The following is a 17,761-nucleotide window of genomic DNA, read 5'->3' as shown; positions in this document are numbered from 1 at the left end:
TCGTGGGTGGAGGGACCGTGGGAGGACCGATCGTGGGAGGAAGCGCATGCGCGTAGGCATCATCACCGGCTCCGGCAGCTACACCTGGCCGTACGCCGCCGGGCAGGAGCGCCGCCAGGTGCGGACGGAGCACGGCACCGCGACCCTCACCGAGGGCCGCGTCAAGGACACGGAGGTCGTCCACCTCTCGCGGCACGGCGAGGGGCACCACCGGCTGTCCCACCAGGTCGCGCACAAGGCGAACCTCGCCGCGCTGCTCGCGTGCGGGGTGGAGGCGCTGATCTCGTTCACGGTGTGCGGCGCCGCCGACCCGGCCGCCGAGCCGGGCTCGCTGGTCGTCTTCGACGATCTGCACTTCCCCGCCAACCGGCTGCCCGACGGCGGCCCGTGCACCTGGTACGACGCTCCGGGGGAGCCCGGGCGGGGGCACTGGATCTTCGACCGCCCCTTCAGCGGCACGCTCCGCCAGGCGCTGCTCGCCGCCGCCCCGCACACCGGCGTCCCCGTCCTGGAGCGGGGCACGTACGGGCATGTGGACGGGCCGCGCTTCAACACCCGCAGCGAGATACGGGCGCTGGCGCAGGCGGGGGTCACCGCCGTGAGCCAGACGGCGGGCCCGGAGGTCGTCCTGGCGGGCGAGCGGGAGCTGCCGATGGCGCTGGTCGGCTTCGTGACGGACTACGCGAACGGCGTCGCCGCCGAGCCGGAGCCGGTGGCGGCCCTGCTGGAGCGGGTGGCGGCGAGCACCGGGGTCTTCGCCGCGCTGGCCGAGCGGGCGCTGCCGGAGTTGGACGGCGGTGCGGAGGCGGCCGGGTTCGTGCACCGCTTCGGTTCATGAGCGGCGCGGGGGGAGCGCGTACGGTCTCGATCGTCGTGCCCGTGCTGAACGAGGCGGCCACCGTCGAGACGGCCCTGCGGCGCCTGCGCCGGGACTTCCCCGGCTGCGAACTGCTCGTCGTCGACGGCGGCAGCGACGACGGTACGGCCGAACTGGCCGCGCCCTGGGCCACCGTGGTGCACGCGCCCCGGGGCCGGGCCGCGCAGATGAACGCGGGCGCCCGGGAGTGCGGCGGTGAGGTGCTGTGGTTCGTGCACGCCGACACGGCCGTGGACCCGGCCGCGCTGGGCCAGATCCGCGCCTGCCTGACCGACCCCCGGGTCGTCGGCGGCGGGCTCACGCTGCGCTTCGACCGCCGCTCCCCCGCGCTGGACTACCTCGCCCGTGCCTCCAACGCCCGCGCCCGCAGGCTGCACCACGTCTTCGGCGACCAGGCGATGTTCGTACGCCGTACGGCCTTCGAGGAGCTGGGCGGCTTCCCGCCGCTGGCCATCATGGAGGACCTGGAGATGTCGCGGCGGCTGCACCGGCGCGGGCGGCTTCTCCTGCTGCCTGCGACCTCGACGGCCTCCGCCCGGCGCCTCGTCCAGCACGGGACGTGGCGCATGATCGCGTTCATGCAGTACCTCAAGGTGCTCTACTTCCTCGGCGTCGACCCGGAGCGCATCCGGCGCCGGTACGCGGCGGGCCCCACCCTGCGTGCCGCCCGCACCAGCCGTACCGACCGTACCGACCGCACCGACCGCGCTGCTGAAGCCACTTGAGCCACCCCTTTTCCGACGACCTGGAGAGACGATGCGGATCGCGGTGTGCGGCGGCCCCTACGGCAACCCCTACGCGTTGCGGGCCTTCGTGGAGGACGCGCGCGGCCGTGGCTGCGAGCGGCTGTACTGCCTGGGTGACCTCGGCGGCTTCGGCGCCGAGGTCGACGCCCTCTGGCCGATCCTGACCGGGGCCGGGGCCGGGGCCGGGGCCGGGGCCGGGACTGGGACCGGGACCGGGAAAGGTGGCGGCGGCCCCGCCGTCGAGTGCGTGGCGGGCAACTACGACGTCGCCCTCGCCCGCGGCGACACCGACTGCGGCTGCGGCTACCGCGACCCCAAGGACAACGAGTACGCCCAGCTCGTCTACGACCACACCCTGGCCACCACCAGCCGCGAGTTCGCCGCCTGGATGGGGACGCTGCCCACCGAACGCCGGGAGGTGCTCGCGGGCGTGGACGTGCACATGGTGCACGGCTCCACCCTGGCGCTCAACGACTTCTGGTGGGAGTCGCTGGACGAGGAGGAGCACCGGCTGCGCGTCCGGGCCAGCGGCGCCGGCGTCGTCCTGTGCACCCACAGCGGCCTGCCCTGGCAGCGCCGGATCGACGGCACGCTGGTGGTCAACGTCGGCGTGCTCGGCAAACCGGCCAACGACGGGCGGCGCGAGGTGTGGTACGCCGTGCTCGACCTCGCGGAGGGCGAGGCGCGGGCCGAGCTGGTCCCGCTGGCGTACGACTGGCGGGCGCAGGCCGACTCCATGCGCGCGGCCGGGCTGCCCGGCATCTTCGCGGAGACGATCGAGACCGGCTGGTGGACCACCTGCCTGGAGATCCTGCCGCCCGCCGAGCGCTCCCGCGGGCGCTTCCAGCTCTACCGCAGCACGCTGCCGACGGGGTTCCGCCCGGCGGAGGACGGGTGGGGCCCGACGCCGTCCGCGCCCGGCGGCGCCCCGGGCGGCGGCGCCTCGGGCGGGAGGGCGGCGGCGGAGCCGGAGCCGGAGCCGGAGCGCCCGGTGGTCCCGCTGTTCGGCACCGCCTACTTCCCGTCCCGGCTGTGGCTCTACACCAACTTCCACTGCAACCTGGCCTGCGACTACTGCGCCGTCGCCTCCTCCCCCGCCGCCGCACCGCGCACCCTCCCCCTCGACACCTTCCACGGCCTCCTCGACGAGGCCGTCGCCGCCGGGTTCACCGACCTCTACCTCACCGGCGGCGAGCCCTTCCTGCACCCCGGCATCATCGAACTGCTCGACCACGCCAGCGCCCGGCTGCCCACCGTCGTGCTGACCAACGCCATGCTGCTGCGCGGCCGTCGCGCCGCCGGGCTCGCGGAGCTGGCCGGGCGCGGCCTCACCCTCCAGACCTCCCTGGACGGCGCCACCGCCGCCACCCACGACCGGCACCGCGGCGCGGGCTCCTGGGCGCGCACCGTGGACGGCATCCGCGAGCTGATCGGCCTGGGCCTGCCCCCGCGCGTCGCCCTCACCGAGACGGCGGAGAACGGCCCGGAGATCCCCGCCGTCGCCGCCCTCCTGGCCGGACTCGGCCTCCCCCCGGACCACTTCGCCGTACGGCCCATGCTGCGGCGCGGCCTGTCGGCGGAGGGGATGGAGATCGGCGAGGACAGCAGCGTGCCCGAACTGACCGCCTCCGCCGACGGCCTGCACTGGCACCCCGCCGGCGCGGACGTCATCACCAGCCCCGACATGCTGCTCGCCCCTCCCGGCACCTCGCTGGAGCGGGGCAAACAGCTGGTCGCCGAGCGGTTCTTCGCCGCCCGCCTCACCGACGGCAGCCTGCCCCGGCCCGTGCACTGCGCCGTCTGAGAGGCTGCCGACCGACCCGTAGCGAGAGGGAGTTCACCATGACCGGAGAATCCGTGGAGGTGGCGATCCTGGGCGCGGGCCCCGTCGGTCTGGACGCCGCCCTCGCCTGTTCCGCGGCGGGCCTGCCCTTCACCCTGTACGAGGCCGGGCCCGCCGTCGCCGCGCACGTGCGCGACTGGGGCCACGTACGCCTGTTCACCCCCTGGGAGCTGAACGTCTCCCCCCGGATGCGCGCCGCCCTCGCGGGCGCGGGCCACGCCCTGCCGCCTGACGCCGACACCCCCACCGGCCACGAGCTGGCCGCCCGGCTCCTGGACCCCCTCGCCCGGCTGCCCGCCCTCGCCGACCGCCTCCGCCTGGACACCCGGGTGGCGGCCGTCTCCCGCGCCGGTTTCCTCAAACACGAGGAGATCGGCACCGGCGCCCGCGCCACCGCCCCCTTCCGGCTGCTGCTGGAGGGCCCGGACGGCGAACACACCGCGCGGGCGGACCTCGTACTCGACTGCACCGGCAGCTACGCCCACCCCAACTCCCTCGGCGACGGCGGCATCCCCGCCCCCGGCGAACGCGCCCTCGGCGCGCGCGTCGTGCGCACCCTCCCGCCGTTCGGGGACGCGGCTGCGGACGCGGACCACTGGGCGGGCACGGTGCTGCTCGTCGGGGCCGGGAAGTCCGCCCAGACGGCCGCCCGCGACCTCGCCGCGCTGCCCGGCACCCGGCTGGAGTGGGTCGTGCGCGACCCGGACCCCGACTGGGGCGCCGTCCCCGGCGACCCGCTGCCCGGCCGCCGACACCTCGCCGAGACCGCCCGCGCGCTGGCCTCGGGCGCGCACGAGCGGGTGTCGGTGCGGACCGGCCGCCGGGTGGAGGCGCTGCGCCCCGAGGGCGCGGCGGTGCGCGTCACCCTGCGCGGCGCGGACGGGCCGGAGACCGTACGGGCGGACCACGTCCTCGCGCTGACCGGCTACGCGGGCGACGCCGGCCTCTACCGCCAGCTCCAGGTCCACGAGTGCTACGCGACCGGCGCCCCCATGAACCTCTCCGCGACGCTGCTCGGCGCCGCCGGCGGCGACTGCCTGGCCCAGCCGCCCGCCGGCCTGGACACGCTGCGCAGCCCCGAGCCCGACTTCTTCGTCCTGGGCGCCAAGTCCTACGGGCGGCTCCCCACCTTCCTGCTGCGCACCGGCTACGAGCAGGTCGGGGAGGTCGCGGCGGCGTACGCGCCGGGCGGCGGCGGCCGGTGACCCTGGGTACCGTACGGATGACGACGGACGTCCGGGGTGAGGAGCCTGTACCGGTGGACGAGAAGGACTGGCGCCGCTACCTGGCCGGTTACCACGACGCCCGCCCCGGGATCACCGAACGGCTGCTCCGCGGTACGGTCCGCGGCGGCGACGGACCGGGCGGCGGCGACGCGGGCGCGGGCGCGGGCAGCGGCTCCCCGTACGCCTGGCTGGCCGAGCCGCTGCGCCCGCTGACCGGACCGGTGCTGGACCTGGCCTGCGGTTCGGCGCCCACCCGCGACCTGCTGCCCGGCGCCCGCTGGGTGGGCGTGGACTCCTCCGCGGGCGAACTGGCCGCCGCCGCCCGCCTGGGGCGGGGCCCGCTGGTGCGCGGCGGCGCCGACGCGCTGCCGGTGGCGACGGGCGGCGCCGCCGCCGTCTGCGCCTCGATGTGCCTGCCGGTGCTGACGCCGCTGCCCCGGGTGCTCGGCGAGGTCCGGCGGGTGCTGCGTCCCGGCGGGACCCTCGCCGCCCTGGTGCCCGCCCGTGCGGGGCCTGCCCCCGGCTCCCTGCGGGCGCCGGTCCGGGGGGCCGCCGGGCTGCTGGGTTGGGTGCGGGTGATGCGCGCGCTCGGGGTGCGGAGCCAGCCGTGGCCCAATCCCCAGGCCCGGGACGGCCTCGGGCGGGTGCTGCGGCGGGCGGGGTTCCGCGTACGGGCCGACGAGCGGCGGGTCTTTACGCTCACGCTCACCTCGGCCGAGGACACGGACGGGCTGGTCGACGGGCTGTACCTGCCCGGGGTGACCCCGCGGCGCGCGGACGCGGCCAAGCGGGCGCTCGCCCGGTGGGTGCGCCCGGGGCGGGAACTGCCCCTGCCGCTGCGCCGGGTCGTGGCGACGAGCGGCTGCGCGCCGTCCGCCGGGGCGCCGTCCGCCGGGGCGCCGTCCGCCGGGGCGCCGTCCGCGCGGAGGCCCGGATGAACCGCGCGTCGGTGCCCGCCGTGCTGCGCCTGGCGCTGCTGCTCCTGCTGGTGGCCGGGATGGGCGTGTGGGCGCTGACGTACGGCGAGGACTCCCTGACGGAGCTGAACGACTGGGTCGGCTCGCTGGGCTTCTGGGCGCCGCTGGTCTTCGCGCTCTTCTACGCGCTCGCGCAGGCCGCGTTCGTGCCCGGTTCGCTGCTGACCGCCTCGGCCGGGGTGCTGTTCGGCATCCCGCTGGGCATGGTGACGGTGCTGGTCGGCGCCACGGCGGGCGCGGCGCTCTCGTTCGCCATCGCCCGTCGGCTGGGCCGTGGCGCGGTGACGCGCTTCGCGGGCTCCGGGCGGCTCGCCCGGCTGGACGAACGGCTCTCGCGCAGCGGGTTCTGGGCCGTGCTGGTGGTACGGCTGGTGCCGGTGTTCCCGTTCGCCCTGGTCAACTACGGTGCCGGGGTCACCGGCGTACGGTTCGCGCCGTACCTGGCGGCGACGGCGCTCGGCATCCTGCCCGCGACGTTCGCGTACGTGGGGGTGGGCGGCTCGCTCAGCGATCCGCGCTCTCCGGTGCTGTGGATCTCGCTGGGCGGGCTGGCGCTGCTCTCGGCGGGCGGCTGGTGGGCGGCCCACCGGACACTGGGTCGGCGGCCGGAGCCCGCCGATGCACCGCTCGTGGGGGACCCCGTGCTGGGGGAGGGCCCGGCGGAGCAGCCCGCGCCGGAGTGACGGGCGGCGGGCGGTAGGTCCCGCGCTGCACGGCTCGGACGCAGCCACGTCCCGCCCGGCCCGCCCCGCCCCGCCCGGACCGCCCCTGCCGTGCCGCCGCGGCACGGCAGGGGCGGCACGGCAGGGGCGGTCCGGGCGGCGCCGGGCCAAACCTCAGCGTGGGGCGTCGCCGCTCCGCGCCCGCTGCCACGCCCTGCGGTAGAGGTCCGCCGCGGGTTCCCGGGGGACGATCACACCGAGCGCCGGTTGCGCCTCCGCCGGCAGACCGAGCAGCGGCAGCTTCCACGTCTCCAGGGGACGGAGCGGGCCCTTCAGCGCCTCCCAGCCCCCCGGCAGGAACAGCGTCCGCCCGGCACGCGGGCGCCGGGCCTCCACCACCAGGTCGCTGGCGGCCAGTTCGGCGCGGGCCGCCTTCAGCCGGGGCGCCTTCCAGCCGGTCCACCGGGCCACGTGCTGGTCGGTCGGATCGGGCATGGCCAGCAGGGTGAGGTAGACGGCCGCCGCGTCCTTGCCGAGCCCGTGCACGGAGGCGACCTCCCTGACCAGGTCGGGCACCGACCGGCTGGGGTCCTGCGGCCACCAGGTGCCGTCCCGGCCGCGCTGCCCGGCGACGGGGCCGCCCTGGTCGGCCAGCAGGGCGGTGAAGGCGGGGTCGAAGACGCGGTCCAGCGCCTCCTTCACCGGGTTGGGGCGGTCCGACCAGGTCTCGGGCCCGTACAGGAGTGCCAGGTACGGGTCCTCGCCTTGTGCGCCCAGCAGGTCGGTGCGCAGCATGGGTGAGGTGCGGTAGTTGCCACCGTCCCAGTCGATGTCCGCGACGGTGACCGCGCCGTAACGCACCCATCCCTTGCCGGTCCCCTCGCGGATCGTCTCGTCGGGTGTGCCCGCCGCCTTGACGAACGCGCCGAAGTTGAGGTTCACCTCCATGTCCAGGAGCATGCCGGGTGCGGCCAGCCGGTCGCGGATCAGGCGCAGCATGGTGGGCAGCGGCTCCCGCAACGGGTCGCCCGCGGGCAGCCGGTGCGCGAGCCAACTCGCCGCCGCGATTCCCCCGACCAGGACGTTGCCGGTGAACCCGACGGCATCGGGGTCGGTCGGGGCGGAGTTGTAGCGGTCCCGGGTCCAGACCAGATCCCGGTTCAGCTCCGGGGCGGCTTCCGGGTCCACCGCCGCGCGCAGCGCGACCTCCGGCACCACCGCCTCGCTCGGCCGGGCAGCCACCGCCAACGACACGCTGGGCAGGGACCGCACCGCCTCGGTGAGCAACGCGTCGGGCACCGGCCTGCGGCGGCCCACCCGCTCGTTCCACACCGCCGCGGCGGCGGCCACGTCCGGGCCGTCGGTCCACAGCCGGGCCGGGTCCTCGGGGATCAGCGCGGAGACCACCGCGGCGGGAATCTCCTGGGGCGCGAGCCAGACCACCTCACCCCGCGCCACCTGGGCGTCGGCCTTCTTGAGGGCGAGCAGCGTGCAGAGCGTGGCGGACGGGAAGTCAGGGCCGTTCCCGGCTTCCGGCAGGCCCGCCGTCAGCAGCCGGGCCAGCGCCGTGCTGACCCCGGTCAATGCGGCGAACCGCTCGGCCGCAGCCGCCTCCCAGGTGATCTGTCCGCGTGCGGCCCACTCGTCCAGGAAGGTCCGCAGCCACCCGGGGTCGCGGTCCGTCCCGAGCGGTTCGCAGGACCGCACGGTGTACGGAGCAGGTACCTCGAAACGGCCGGTCGGGTCGTGGAGCAGCGCGGAGAAGTCGTGGCCGGGCTGCCGCCGGAAGTCTCGGCTGATGGGGTCCGTGGCGTCCAGCACGGCCAGGAAGGCGCCGCCGTCCAACGGCAGGAAGCCGCGCCAGCTCTCGTCCCAGTCGGTGCCTTTGACGTGGGCCATCACGTCGGCGCCGAGGTGCAGTTCGCAGGTACGCCAGTCGCCCGTGCGTGCCGACTGGAGCCCCAGGACGTCCACCGCGGTGAGCAGGCGCCGCAGGGCCTCCCTCTCCTCCGGGGGCGTGCTCGCCGAGGCGGCCCGGAACGCCACCGCGGCGCTCGCCCGCAGCATTTTCCCCAACTGCAGGCCGGTTCGTGGCAGGCCAGGTTCCCCGAAGTGGAGGCGGGGGCCAGGCGGTACGGCGTCATCGCTTGCGGTTCCGGCCTCGGTTCCGGCCTCGCGCTCGGCGTCGTCCTCGGTCAGCATCTGGCGCAGGGCACGGAGTTGGGGCAGCGCGGTGGGCTTCCCGACGATTCCGCTGAAACGGCCCGTCGGGCTGTACTGGCTGAGGTGGAGGCCGCTGAGCGCGCTGCCCAGCAGTGTGTCCTGCGGATCGCTGTCCGGCTCTCCGAGTTCGTCCCCGGGCTGCTCGTCCGTCTGCTGCGGATCGGCGGCACGTTCGAGGTGACGGGCGCGCAGGCCGTCCTGCTCGGTCTGCCGTTCGGCGGTGAACCGTGCGGCGGCGATGACCCCGGCCACCAGGTCGTCGCTGCTGATCCCGGGGAGCAGCGCCCTTACTGCGGCGGGCAGTTGCGCGCCCTCGACGGTGCGGACGGCCGTCAGCAGCGCGGTCGCGGTCGCGTGGTCGACCTGGCGCAGCGTCGCGGAGCCCTCGGGGTCGCGGTACCGGAGCTGGTGCCAGTGCGCCGTCGGCGGCAGGACGGTCACCTCCGCGAGGAGCGTGCGCCGGTCCCCGGTGACCGCGCCGTCCGGGTCGACCAGGCGGACCTGTCCGACGCAGTCCCGTACCAGGGTGCGCGGCCTGGGGTCGCCCGGCAGCGTCAGGGCGGCGAACGGATAGTTTCCGGAGCCCCGCGACAGGCCGTCCACCTCGGCCGGCAGGGTCACGGTACGGCCGGTCAGGTCCTCACCGCGCAGCGAGCCGTCGGGCTCTGCCGTCACGCGCCAGCCGAGCAGCCCGCCGACCGGTGCGCCGAGCGGGGTGGCCTCGTCCGTCGGGGCGGGCCGCAGCCAGCTGTGTTCCGCCGCGACGGTGCTGCCCGCCAGGAAGCCGGGCGGGGTGCCGCTGCCTTGGGCGCCGGTGTCCGGGGCGTACCGGACCCATGCGTCCGGACGGCGACGGCGATCCAGGAACCAGTACGCCTCGCCGTCGCTGCTCACCTCACGCTCCTCCGGCGCCCGCAGCTCCCCGGGGCGCAGTGCCGGCGTGCAGCCCGTGGTGCGTCCGCCGCCGGGCAGGGCCAGGGTGACCGCCTCGGTGCGCCGCTCCCACGCGTCGGCGTCGCCCTCCTGCACGAGGACCCCGGGGTCGGGGTCGGGGGTGCCGCCGGGGGTGTGCCAGTAGCCGAACAGCCTTCCGCTCCCGTCCGTCCAGCTCTTCCAGAAGACCAGCAGCGCCCCGTCGACGTAGTGGAACCCGGGCTTGCCCGTGATCTGCCCCTCGGGCGGGAGACGGGGGGTGTGGCGGAGCACGCACCCCTCCGCCCCGAGCACCCGCACCTCGGTGGGACCGGCGACGATCAGGTACGGCCAGGCGTCCTGCATGTCGGGCCGGGTTCGCGGGTGGCCCCCGGTGACCTCGGCCACCGCCTCCTCGAAGGCCGGCCAGCCCAGCTCGCTCAGCAGCCCTGCCCGCAGGGTCCGGGCCAGCGGCGGGGCGAGGTCGCTGACCGTCGCGGTGGCGGCCTCGTTCTCGGCCAGGGCGAGGACGTCGTCGGGGAGCCACGCCAGCATGCGGTGCACGTGGGGGAGTTGGGGCAGCGCGGAGGTCGCCGCCCGCCGCGTCAGCCCGCGCACCCACGCGGTGAGCAGGGTGCGGCCACCGGGCGCCGCCGTCAGGGCCCGCAGAATCGCCCGGTCGCGCTTCTCGTCGTAGAACCCGTCGGCGGCCCTGCGGAACGGCTTGGCGAACCGCGGGTCGGCGGCCAGGGCGCTCAGGTCCTGGCGCTTCCCGCTCTGCAGGGCCCAGCCCTCCAGCCCGAGGCGGCAGCCGTGCCCCGGGTCGGCGACCGGCACCCCGGCCGCCAGCAGCAGGTCCAGCAGGCCCACCTGGGATTCGAGATGCTGCTCCACGGGTATCGACCCGCCCGTCTGGGCGAGTTCGACGCGCAGGCGCGCGGTCATCCGCTCCGCCAGGTCGTGCAGCCCCGGCAGCGGCTCGCCGTACGGGCCCCAGTCCTGCACGAAGCGGTTCAGCCAGCCGACGGCGCCGTCGGCGGGCCGTTCGGCGTCCGGCATGCCGGAGTCGGTCGCGCCGGGGCTGGTCCCGCCGGGATCGGTCAGGCCGACGGTGGCGCCCGACTCCTCCAGCACCCGGAGCAGTTCGGTGAGCATCGACCGCTTCTGCTCCAGGTTCAGCGTCCAGTCGTAGCGCGGGCGTTCGAGGTTGAGCAGCGCCGCGCGTACGGCGGGCTCGCGTCGGGCCGCCTGCACCAGGGCCGGGCGGTGCGCGCTCCACCAGCCGGCCGGCGCGTTGATCACCGCGGGGTGCTCCACCACCTGGGCCAGGTACTCCTGCTCCCGGGCTGCCGGATCGCCGGTCGCCCGGGCCAGGCGCCGTACCGCAGCGGCCAGTTGCGCGGACGGTGCCTGCCCGCCCTCCGTACGCCGCACGCACAGCCGGGCGAACCTGCGGAACGCCTCCTCCGCGGGCAGCCTGCTGCCGAGTTCCCGGGAGTGGGCCTCCACTGCCTTGGCCGGGAGCGCGCCGCCGGTCAGGAACTCCAGGAAGACCTCTTCGACGTGGTCGTCGTCGACCGGCAGCCCGTGCTCCGCCTCCGACTGGCGTGCCGCGGCGAGCAGTTGCGCGGCGTAGGACTTGTGCTGGGTGGCGAGGAAGGCGCGTCCGGCGTGCTCGTGGAACGGCGGGAGCAGGTGCGGGGCCAGCGGGCGCAGCTTCTCGGCGATCCCCAGGTAGGCCTCCAGCGCGGCCTTGGGCCGGCTTCCTGCGCGGCGGTGGGCGGACGTCAGCGCTGCCGCCAGGTCGGGCAGTTCCGCCAGGACGTGTTCCGTCTCCTGGGGATGGCTCTGCCGGAGCAACTCCAGGAATTCTTCGGCTCGTTCGGCCACGGCGCACCTCTCCTCGGACCGGAACGGACGCGTCGGTTCCGGCGGTTGGAAGGGCGATGCTACGGGCGATCACCGACAATCCGTTTTCTCGCGCCGTACTTACCTCCCGCTCCCCGCCGGGTGCCCCGGCTTCGCCTGTGCCAAGGGCGCCGGGCTCGTACGCGAACGCGGTGCGGCCCGGCGCTCGCGCATTCGTCACGCTCGGCTACGCACCCGTACTTCCCGGCGGATTCGGGACTACGTGGGGATTATTTCGGGAGTACCGAGCTATTTCGCGGGTGCGGTTGCCCTCCGGACGCCGGTGCTGTGATTATCAGCACCGCCTTCCTCCGTTGCGAAGGCGACCGACACCGGTAGCCTGCGGTGAGCCTCACGCAGGCCCCTGTTCTTGACCTTCCCCCGCACTCCGGGCCGTGCAGTACGAGGACCCCATGGACACGTTCGATTCCTTGATCATCGACGTCAACGACGTCTTCTGGACCTGGCTTCTGATTCCCCTCGTGGTGGGTGCGGGCCTGTGGTTCACCCTTCGCTCCAAGGGCGTGCAGATCCGGCTGCTGCCGGAGATGATGCGCGTACTGACGGAGAAGACCCAGCCGCGGGCCGACGGCAGCAAGCCCGTCTCCTCCTTCGGCGCCTTCACCATCTCCGCCGCGGCCCGCGTCGGCACCGGCAACGTCGCGGGCGTCGCCACCGCGATCACCCTCGGCGGCGCGGGCGCGGTCTTCTGGATGTGGGTGATGGCGGTCGTGGGCGCGGCCTCCGCGTTCATCGAGTCGGCGCTCGCCCAGCTCTACAAGGTGCGCGGCGAGAACGGCACCTACCGCGGCGGCCCTGCGTACTACATGCAGCACGGCCTCGGGAAGCGCTGGCTGGGCCTGGTCTTCGCCGTCATCATCACGCTGACCTTCGCCTTCACCTTCAACGCCGTGCAGTCCAACACCATTGTCTCGGTGACGAGCGGCTCGATCTCGGGCGGCGACGAGAGCTGGTTCGCGCCGGTGGCGGGCATCGCCGTCGCGGTGCTGCTCGGTCTGGTGATCTTCGGCGGGGTCCGCCGCATCGCCTCGGTGACGCAGCTGCTGGTGCCGGTGATGGCCATGCTCTACCTGGTACTCGGCGCGGCGGTCGTGGTGCTGAACATCACGGACGTGCCCACGGTCTTCCTCGACATCGTCGGCGGCGCGTTCGGCGTCCGCGAGGTGGCGGGCGGCGCGATCGGCGCGGCGATCCAGAACGGCATCCGGCGCGGGATGTTCTCCAACGAGGCCGGCCTCGGCTCGGCGCCCAACGCGAGCGCCACCGCGGAGGTCTCCCACCCGGTCAAGCAGGGCCTCGTCCAGACGCTCGGCGTCTTCTTCGACACGCTCGTGGTCTGCTCGATGACGGCGTTCATCATCCTGACGAGCAACCCGTCGCTGGCGGGGCGCCAGGGCGCCGACCTCACCCAGTCCGCGCTGCAGAGCACCCTGGGCGACTGGGCCGGGCACGTGCTGACCGTCGTCGTCTTCATGCTCTGCTTCTCGACACTGATCGGGAACTACTACTACGGCGAGTCCAACATCGGCTTCATGACCCGCAACCGCTGGGTCCTCCCGTCCTACCGGGTCCTGGTCCTGGTGACGGTCTTCCTCGGCGCGCTGGGCTCGGTGAGCGTGGTGTGGAACCTCGCGGACGTCTTCATGGGCGTCATGGCGCTGGTGAACCTGGTGGCGATCCTGCCGCTGTCCGCGATCGCGATCCGGCTCCTCGTCGACTACCAGGAGCAGCGGCGCGCGGGCCTGGACCCGGTGTTCACGGTGGACCGGCTGCCGGGGCTGACGGGCGTGCAGTGCTGGGACGCGGAGGGCCCGGGCGCCGCCAAGGGCGCGGCGGACACGGGCGGCGCGAAGGGCGAGGCGTCCGGTACGGCGAAGCGCACGGGCGCCGGGAGCGTCTGACCCGTACGCGACGTCTGACCCGTACCGACGCGCATTCACGCGAGAACGGCAGCGCCCTCCTCGGACCCCCGCAGGGACCGAGGAGGGCGCTGCCGTGTGCCTCAGACGGCGGTGAGCTGCTTGGCGAGGGTGCGGCCCTTGGTCTCGGCATCCGCGAGGGCCTGCTGCTGCGACGACTCGAAGAGGGGGACCAGCTCCGCCATCGCGGGCGTGGTCGGCGCGAGGGTCAGCTCGGGGAGGATGAAGTCCGTCTCCAGGCCGAGGATCTTGCCGAGGACCATCTCGAGGTAGGGCTGGAGGTGGTCCATGCCCTCGTTCGGGGTGCCGGGGGCGTACGAGCCGCCGCGGCTGGTGACGACCGTCGCGGGCTTGCCCGCCAGGGTCGGCGCGTCGGTGCCCGTGGTGCGGCCGACGGCGATGACGTGGTCCAGCCAGCTCTTGAGGCTGGAGGCGACGGTGTAGTTGTACAGCGGCGCCCCGATGAGGAGCGCGTCCGCCTGCTCGGCCTCGGCCAGCAGTTCGCCCCGCAGCGCGTACGCGGCCTGCTGCTCGGCGGTGTGCTCGGCCGGGTCGCTGAAGCCCGCGTAGAAGGCGGGGGCGGTCAGGTGCGGCAGCGGCTCGGCCGCGAGGTCGCGGTAGACGACCGTGCCCTCGGGGTGCTCGCTCAGCCAGGCCGCGCGGAAGGCGGCGGTGACGCGGCGGGAGTGGGACTGGTCGCCGTTGAGCGACGAGTCGATGTGCAGCAGCGTGGCCATGGGGAGGGCTCCGTCTCATGCGATACGTAAGGGAGTGCGTTTTCGTGCGCTACTAGTAATAACACAGGTACTTACTTTTTTGCATCTCCTTGTCCGGTGCCAGTACTCTGGTGCCATGGCGGACCCTGGGCGAGACACGGTGGAAGTACCGGGCACGGCTCCAGGCACGGTGTGCACCGAGCCCGAGCAGGCGGTGACCCGCGTCTTCCAGGTGCTGGGCAAGCGCTGGACGGGCCTGATCCTGGCCGCGCTCATGAACGGACCGGGACACTTCACGGAGCTGCGCCGCGCCGTCCCGGGCATCAGCGAGCGGATGCTCTCCGACCGGCTCACCGAACTGGCGGCCCTCGACCTGGTCATCCGCGAGGTGGACCACGGCCCGCCGTTGCGCGTCGGCTACCAGCTCACCGACGCGGGCTGGGCGCTGCGCCCCGCGATGAACGAACTGACGCGCTGGGCCGACCGGCACCTGCCCGGCGCGGCGGGCAGGTGCCCGGAGGAGTTCCGGGCCTGAGCCGCTGTCCACAGCGGCGCTGACCTGCTCTTTTGCCTGGTTGTCCACAGGGCTGAGCGCGATCGGGGGGCCGGGGGTACGGTCGGTCCGACGGGTCGGCGTGGCCCGTCGGGGAGGGGTTGCGGCATGGACGGGCAGACGGAGCAGGGGCGGGCGGGGCAGGGGCAGGGGCAGACGGAGCAAGGCCGGACGGAGCGGGCGCGGGCGGGGCGGCGGGCGGCCGGTGCGGGCGGGCCCGCCGGGCGCATTCCGCCGGTGGCGGGCTTCGCGGCGCGGGAGCGCGGTGCGGAGTCGCCCAAGCGGGCGGGCAAGGCCCTGCGCGAGGCGGTGCCCCGGGCCGCGCACTCCCGGTTCACCCCCTCGCCCCAGCGGCCCGACGCGGTGGCCGCGGTCCAGGCGTCCAACGGCGGCCGGCTGCCGGAGCTGACCCCCATCCGGGTCGGCCGGATGGCGGCGACACCCTTCGCGTTCCTGCGCGGTGCGGCCGGGCTGATGGCGTTCGACCTGGCGCACGGCACACCCTCGACCGGCATCGGCGCCCAGATCTGCGGAGACGCGCACGCGGCCAACTTCGGCCTCTACGGCGATGCGCGCGGCGGCCTCGTGATCGACCTCAACGACTTCGACGAGACCGTGCGCGGCCCCTGGGAATGGGATCTCAAGCGGCTCGCGGCCTCCCTGGTGCTGGCCGGCCGGGAGGCGGGCGCGAGCGAGGAGTGGTGCGCGGAGGCGGCGCTGGACACCGCCGGGGCCTACCGTCGGACGATGCGGCTGCTGGCCCGGATGCCCGCCGCCGAGGCGTGGCACGCCATCGCCGACGAGAAGCTGGTCTCGCACACCGACGCCCGCGACCTCCTCGGCACGCTGGAGCGCGTCTCCGAGAAGGCCCGGCGCAACACCAGCGCCCGCTTCGCCGCCCGCGCCACCGAGGACGACGGCGCGGGCGGGCGCCGCTTCGTCGACGCGCCGCCGGTGCTGCGCCGCGTGCCGGACGCCGAGGCGGCTTCGGTGGCCGCCGCGCTGGCGCCGTACCTGGAGACGCTCTCCGAGGACCGCCTCCCGCTGCTGGCCCGGTACGCGGTTCATGACGTCGCCTTCCGGGTGGTCGGCACCGGCAGCGTCGGCACCCGGTCGTACGTCGTGCTGCTGCTGGACCACCGTGGCGAGCCGCTGGTGCTCCAGGTGAAGGAGGCGCGGGCCTCGGCGCTGGCCCCGCAGCTGGCGCGGGCGGGCTTCGCGGCGCCCGCCGTCGGGCACGAGGGGCGTCGGGTCGTCCTCGGCCAGAAGCGCATGCAGGTCGTCAGCGACCACCTGCTGGGGTGGACGACGGTGGCGGAGCGGCCGTACCAGGTGCGGCAGTTCCGCAACCGCAAGGGCAGCGTCGATCCGGCCGCCCTCGCCGCCGACCAGATCGACGACTACGGGCGGATGACGGGCGCGCTGCTGGCCCGCGCGCACTCGCACAGCGCCGACCCGCGCGCCGTCGCGGGTTACTGCGGGAAGGGCGAGGAGCTGGACGAGGCGGTGCGCGATTTCGCCCTGGCCTACGCGGATCGCACCGAGGCGGACCACACGGCGCTGGTCGCAGCGGTGCGGTCCGGCCGGATAGCGGCCGAGCTGGGCGTCTGAGGGCTGTCAGCCGCCTTCTGCGGCTGTCCCGTCACCCGGCGCCTCGGTGGCTGCGTAGGCTGGCGGTGTGGACACCCCGGAAGCCGATCAGGGCGAGCAGCAGGACAGGGCCGACGCCGAGCGTGCGGTGGCAGCCGAGGACGCCGCGGCCACGGAGCGACTCGAGAAGGCGGTGCGGGCAGCCGAGACGGCACTCATCGAGTTCGAGATCGCCGTGGAGACCTTCCGGGTCGAAGTGGAGAACTTCTCCCGGCTCCATCACCAGCGCCTCGGCCCCATGTACGCCCGGCTGGACGAGCTGGACGCGCAGATAGCCGAGGCCGTCGCCGAGCGTACGCAGGACCCGGAGGACCTGCGCCGGGCGGACGAGGCGCGGGCGATCGTCCTGCCGATGCCCGGTGTGGAGGAGCTGTTCCACGGCTGGGTCGACTCCGACGGCCTGTCGCCGGAGGCCGCGGCGATGCTCAACGAGCAGCCGGTGCAGCCGCCGCCGCGCGTGCGTCCCGGCGAGGACGCCCGCAAGGCGTACCGGGAGCTGGTGCGGCTGGCGCACCCGGACCTCGCGCGGGACGACGCGGAGCGGGACCGTCGTGAGGACTTCATGATCCGGGTCAACAAGGCGTACGCGGCGGGCGACACGGAGGCGTTGCGCGCGCTGGCGGACGAGTGGGCGGCGGGGCCGGTGCCCGTACAGTCGCCGCCGAGCCGGAACGAGGAGCTGTACATCCGGCTGGAGTGGCTGGCCCAGCGCAAGGAGATGCTGGCCGCGGCGGTCGAGGAGATGGAGCAGAGCGCCATCGGAGCGATGCTGCGGATGGCGCCGGACGACCCGGACACCCTGCTGGAGGAGATCGCCGAGCAGCTGCTGGGCCAGGTCTCCGAGCGGGAGGAGCGGCTCGCCGGGCTGACGGCCGCGGTGGGGGCGGCGGAGGGCACGCAGGAAGTGGAGGGCACGGAAGGCGCGGAGGGTGTGCGGGGCGGGCAGGCCGCGCGCGGCACACCGGATGCCGGGTGAGCCCGATAGCCGAGAGCGGGGCGCCCCGGTGCGACGTGAGCCCGGCCGGTGCGGATCAGACGGTGCGGATCAGACGGTGTGAGACAGGTCGGGCGAGTGCGGGGGGCGCCGAAGCCACCCCGGACGCCCGCGAACGGAGCCGGCGGCGAGTCGGCAAGAGAGGCTGTTGCGATGCAGTTCGGTCAGTTGCCCCAGGTCGATGCCGTGCAGGTGCCCGCGGACGGGCTGTTGCTGGACGTCCGCGAGGACGACGAGTGGGCAGCCGGGCACGCGGAGGGCGCGCTGCACATCCCCATGAGCGACTTCGTCGGCCGCTTCGGTGAGCTGACCGAGCGGGCGGGCGAGGGCGAGCGCGTCTTCGTGGTGTGCCGGGTCGGCGGCCGTTCGGCCCAGGTCACGCAGTACCTGCTCCAGCAGGGGCTGGACGCGGTCAACGTCGAGGGCGGAATGCTGGCCTGGGAGGCCGCCGGGCGTCCGCTGGTGGGCGGGGCAGAAGGCGGCGACGCGAGCGGTGACGCCTTCGTGAAGTGACGCCCGCTTCCCGCTGCCGTC

At 74.9% G+C, this 17,761-nt stretch carries 13 protein-coding genes; 11 read left to right on the top strand and 2 right to left on the bottom strand.

Translation table 11 applies throughout. The features are described from left to right. Window positions 1-46 precede the first annotated feature (46 nt). The 6 genes from H299_RS0114155 to H299_RS34130 are packed head-to-tail and all read left to right on the top strand — an operon-like array spanning window position 47 to window position 6,352. Entirely contained in the window at window positions 47-838 is a 792-nt protein-coding gene (locus H299_RS0114155) for an MTAP family purine nucleoside phosphorylase (RefSeq protein WP_027748935.1), read from the top strand. Further along, window positions 835-1,602, top strand: coding sequence for a TIGR04283 family arsenosugar biosynthesis glycosyltransferase (locus H299_RS34155; RefSeq protein WP_051262470.1), 768 nt, complete (start codon window positions 835-837; stop codon window positions 1,600-1,602). The genes H299_RS0114155 and H299_RS34155 overlap by 4 nt, the downstream gene beginning before the upstream one ends. Window positions 1,603-1,633: 31 nt before the next feature. After that, a complete protein-coding gene (locus H299_RS37580) occupies window positions 1,634-3,427 on the top strand; it encodes a radical SAM protein (RefSeq protein WP_051262469.1) in 1,794 nt (597 codons plus the stop codon). A gap of 38 nt (window positions 3,428-3,465) precedes the next feature. Next, entirely contained in the window at window positions 3,466-4,671 is a 1,206-nt protein-coding gene (locus tag H299_RS34140; protein ID WP_051262468.1) for a hypothetical protein, read from the top strand. A 17-nt stretch (window positions 4,672-4,688) separates the two neighbouring features. Next, entirely contained in the window at window positions 4,689-5,630 is a 942-nt protein-coding gene (locus tag H299_RS34135) for a class I SAM-dependent methyltransferase (protein WP_078512751.1), read from the top strand. Beyond that, entirely contained in the window at window positions 5,627-6,352 is a 726-nt protein-coding gene (locus tag H299_RS34130) for a TVP38/TMEM64 family protein (protein ID WP_078512737.1), read from the top strand. The genes H299_RS34135 and H299_RS34130 overlap by 4 nt, the downstream gene beginning before the upstream one ends. A gap of 153 nt (window positions 6,353-6,505) precedes the next feature. Here H299_RS34130 and H299_RS34125 read toward each other — a convergent pair whose 3' ends face one another. After that, entirely contained in the window at window positions 6,506-11,356 is a 4,851-nt protein-coding gene (locus tag H299_RS34125) for a hypothetical protein (RefSeq protein ID WP_051262467.1), read from the bottom strand. A 431-nt stretch (window positions 11,357-11,787) separates the two neighbouring features. On the opposite strand from H299_RS34125, the gene H299_RS34120 reads away from it, so the two are divergent. Next, window positions 11,788-13,296 (top strand): alanine/glycine:cation symporter family protein, encoded by a 1,509-nt coding sequence (locus H299_RS34120; protein ID WP_051262466.1) that lies wholly within the window; start codon window positions 11,788-11,790, stop codon window positions 13,294-13,296. A 101-nt stretch (window positions 13,297-13,397) separates the two neighbouring features. Here H299_RS34120 and H299_RS0114110 read toward each other — a convergent pair whose 3' ends face one another. Next, window positions 13,398-14,051: an NAD(P)H-dependent oxidoreductase gene (locus H299_RS0114110; RefSeq protein WP_027748934.1), complete on the bottom strand. Its 654-nt coding sequence runs from the start codon at window positions 14,049-14,051 to the stop codon at window positions 13,398-13,400. A 115-nt stretch (window positions 14,052-14,166) separates the two neighbouring features. Between H299_RS0114110 and H299_RS0114105 the strand changes: the two genes are divergently transcribed. From H299_RS0114105 to H299_RS0114090, 4 genes are all read left to right on the top strand, one after another. Further along, entirely contained in the window at window positions 14,167-14,565 is a 399-nt protein-coding gene (locus H299_RS0114105; RefSeq protein ID WP_199782445.1) for a winged helix-turn-helix transcriptional regulator, read from the top strand. 126 nt (window positions 14,566-14,691) lie between these two features. After that, on the top strand, window positions 14,692-16,194 hold the full coding sequence (locus H299_RS0114100) for a DUF2252 domain-containing protein (protein ID WP_037759040.1): 1,503 nt from the start codon (window positions 14,692-14,694) through the stop codon (window positions 16,192-16,194). A 67-nt stretch (window positions 16,195-16,261) separates the two neighbouring features. Then, a complete protein-coding gene (locus tag H299_RS34115; protein ID WP_486587269.1) occupies window positions 16,262-17,209 on the top strand; it encodes a J domain-containing protein in 948 nt (315 codons plus the stop codon). Between the two features lie 171 nt (window positions 17,210-17,380). Beyond that, window positions 17,381-17,740 carry a rhodanese-like domain-containing protein gene (locus H299_RS0114090; RefSeq protein ID WP_027748931.1) on the top strand — a complete coding sequence of 120 codons (360 nt, stop codon included), beginning with the start codon at window positions 17,381-17,383 and terminating at the stop codon, window positions 17,738-17,740. The last annotated feature ends 21 nt before the right edge of the window (window positions 17,741-17,761 follow it).

The organism is Streptomyces sp. CNH287 (genome assembly GCF_000424825.1).
This window is presented reverse-complemented; position numbering and strand designations above follow the sequence as displayed.

Excerpts from the sequence above, each read along its gene's own strand:
- H299_RS0114155 (WP_027748935.1), top strand. The coding sequence starts at position 47 with ATGCGCGTAGGCATCATCACCGGCTCCGGCAGCTACACCTGGCCGTAC.
- H299_RS34155 (WP_051262470.1), top strand. The coding sequence starts at position 835 with ATGAGCGGCGCGGGGGGAGCGCGTACGGTCTCGATCGTCGTGCCCGTG.
- H299_RS37580 (WP_051262469.1), top strand. The coding sequence starts at position 1,634 with ATGCGGATCGCGGTGTGCGGCGGCCCCTACGGCAACCCCTACGCGTTG.
- H299_RS34140 (WP_051262468.1), top strand. The coding sequence starts at position 3,466 with ATGACCGGAGAATCCGTGGAGGTGGCGATCCTGGGCGCGGGCCCCGTC.
- H299_RS34135 (WP_078512751.1), top strand. The coding sequence starts at position 4,689 with ATGACGACGGACGTCCGGGGTGAGGAGCCTGTACCGGTGGACGAGAAG.
- H299_RS34130 (WP_078512737.1), top strand. The coding sequence starts at position 5,627 with ATGAACCGCGCGTCGGTGCCCGCCGTGCTGCGCCTGGCGCTGCTGCTC.
- H299_RS34120 (WP_051262466.1), top strand. The coding sequence starts at position 11,788 with ATGGACACGTTCGATTCCTTGATCATCGACGTCAACGACGTCTTCTGG.
- H299_RS0114110 (WP_027748934.1), bottom strand. The coding sequence starts at position 14,051 with ATGGCCACGCTGCTGCACATCGACTCGTCGCTCAACGGCGACCAGTCC.
- H299_RS0114105 (WP_199782445.1), top strand. The coding sequence starts at position 14,167 with ATGGCGGACCCTGGGCGAGACACGGTGGAAGTACCGGGCACGGCTCCA.
- H299_RS0114100 (WP_037759040.1), top strand. The coding sequence starts at position 14,692 with ATGGACGGGCAGACGGAGCAGGGGCGGGCGGGGCAGGGGCAGGGGCAG.
- H299_RS0114090 (WP_027748931.1), top strand. The coding sequence starts at position 17,381 with ATGCAGTTCGGTCAGTTGCCCCAGGTCGATGCCGTGCAGGTGCCCGCG.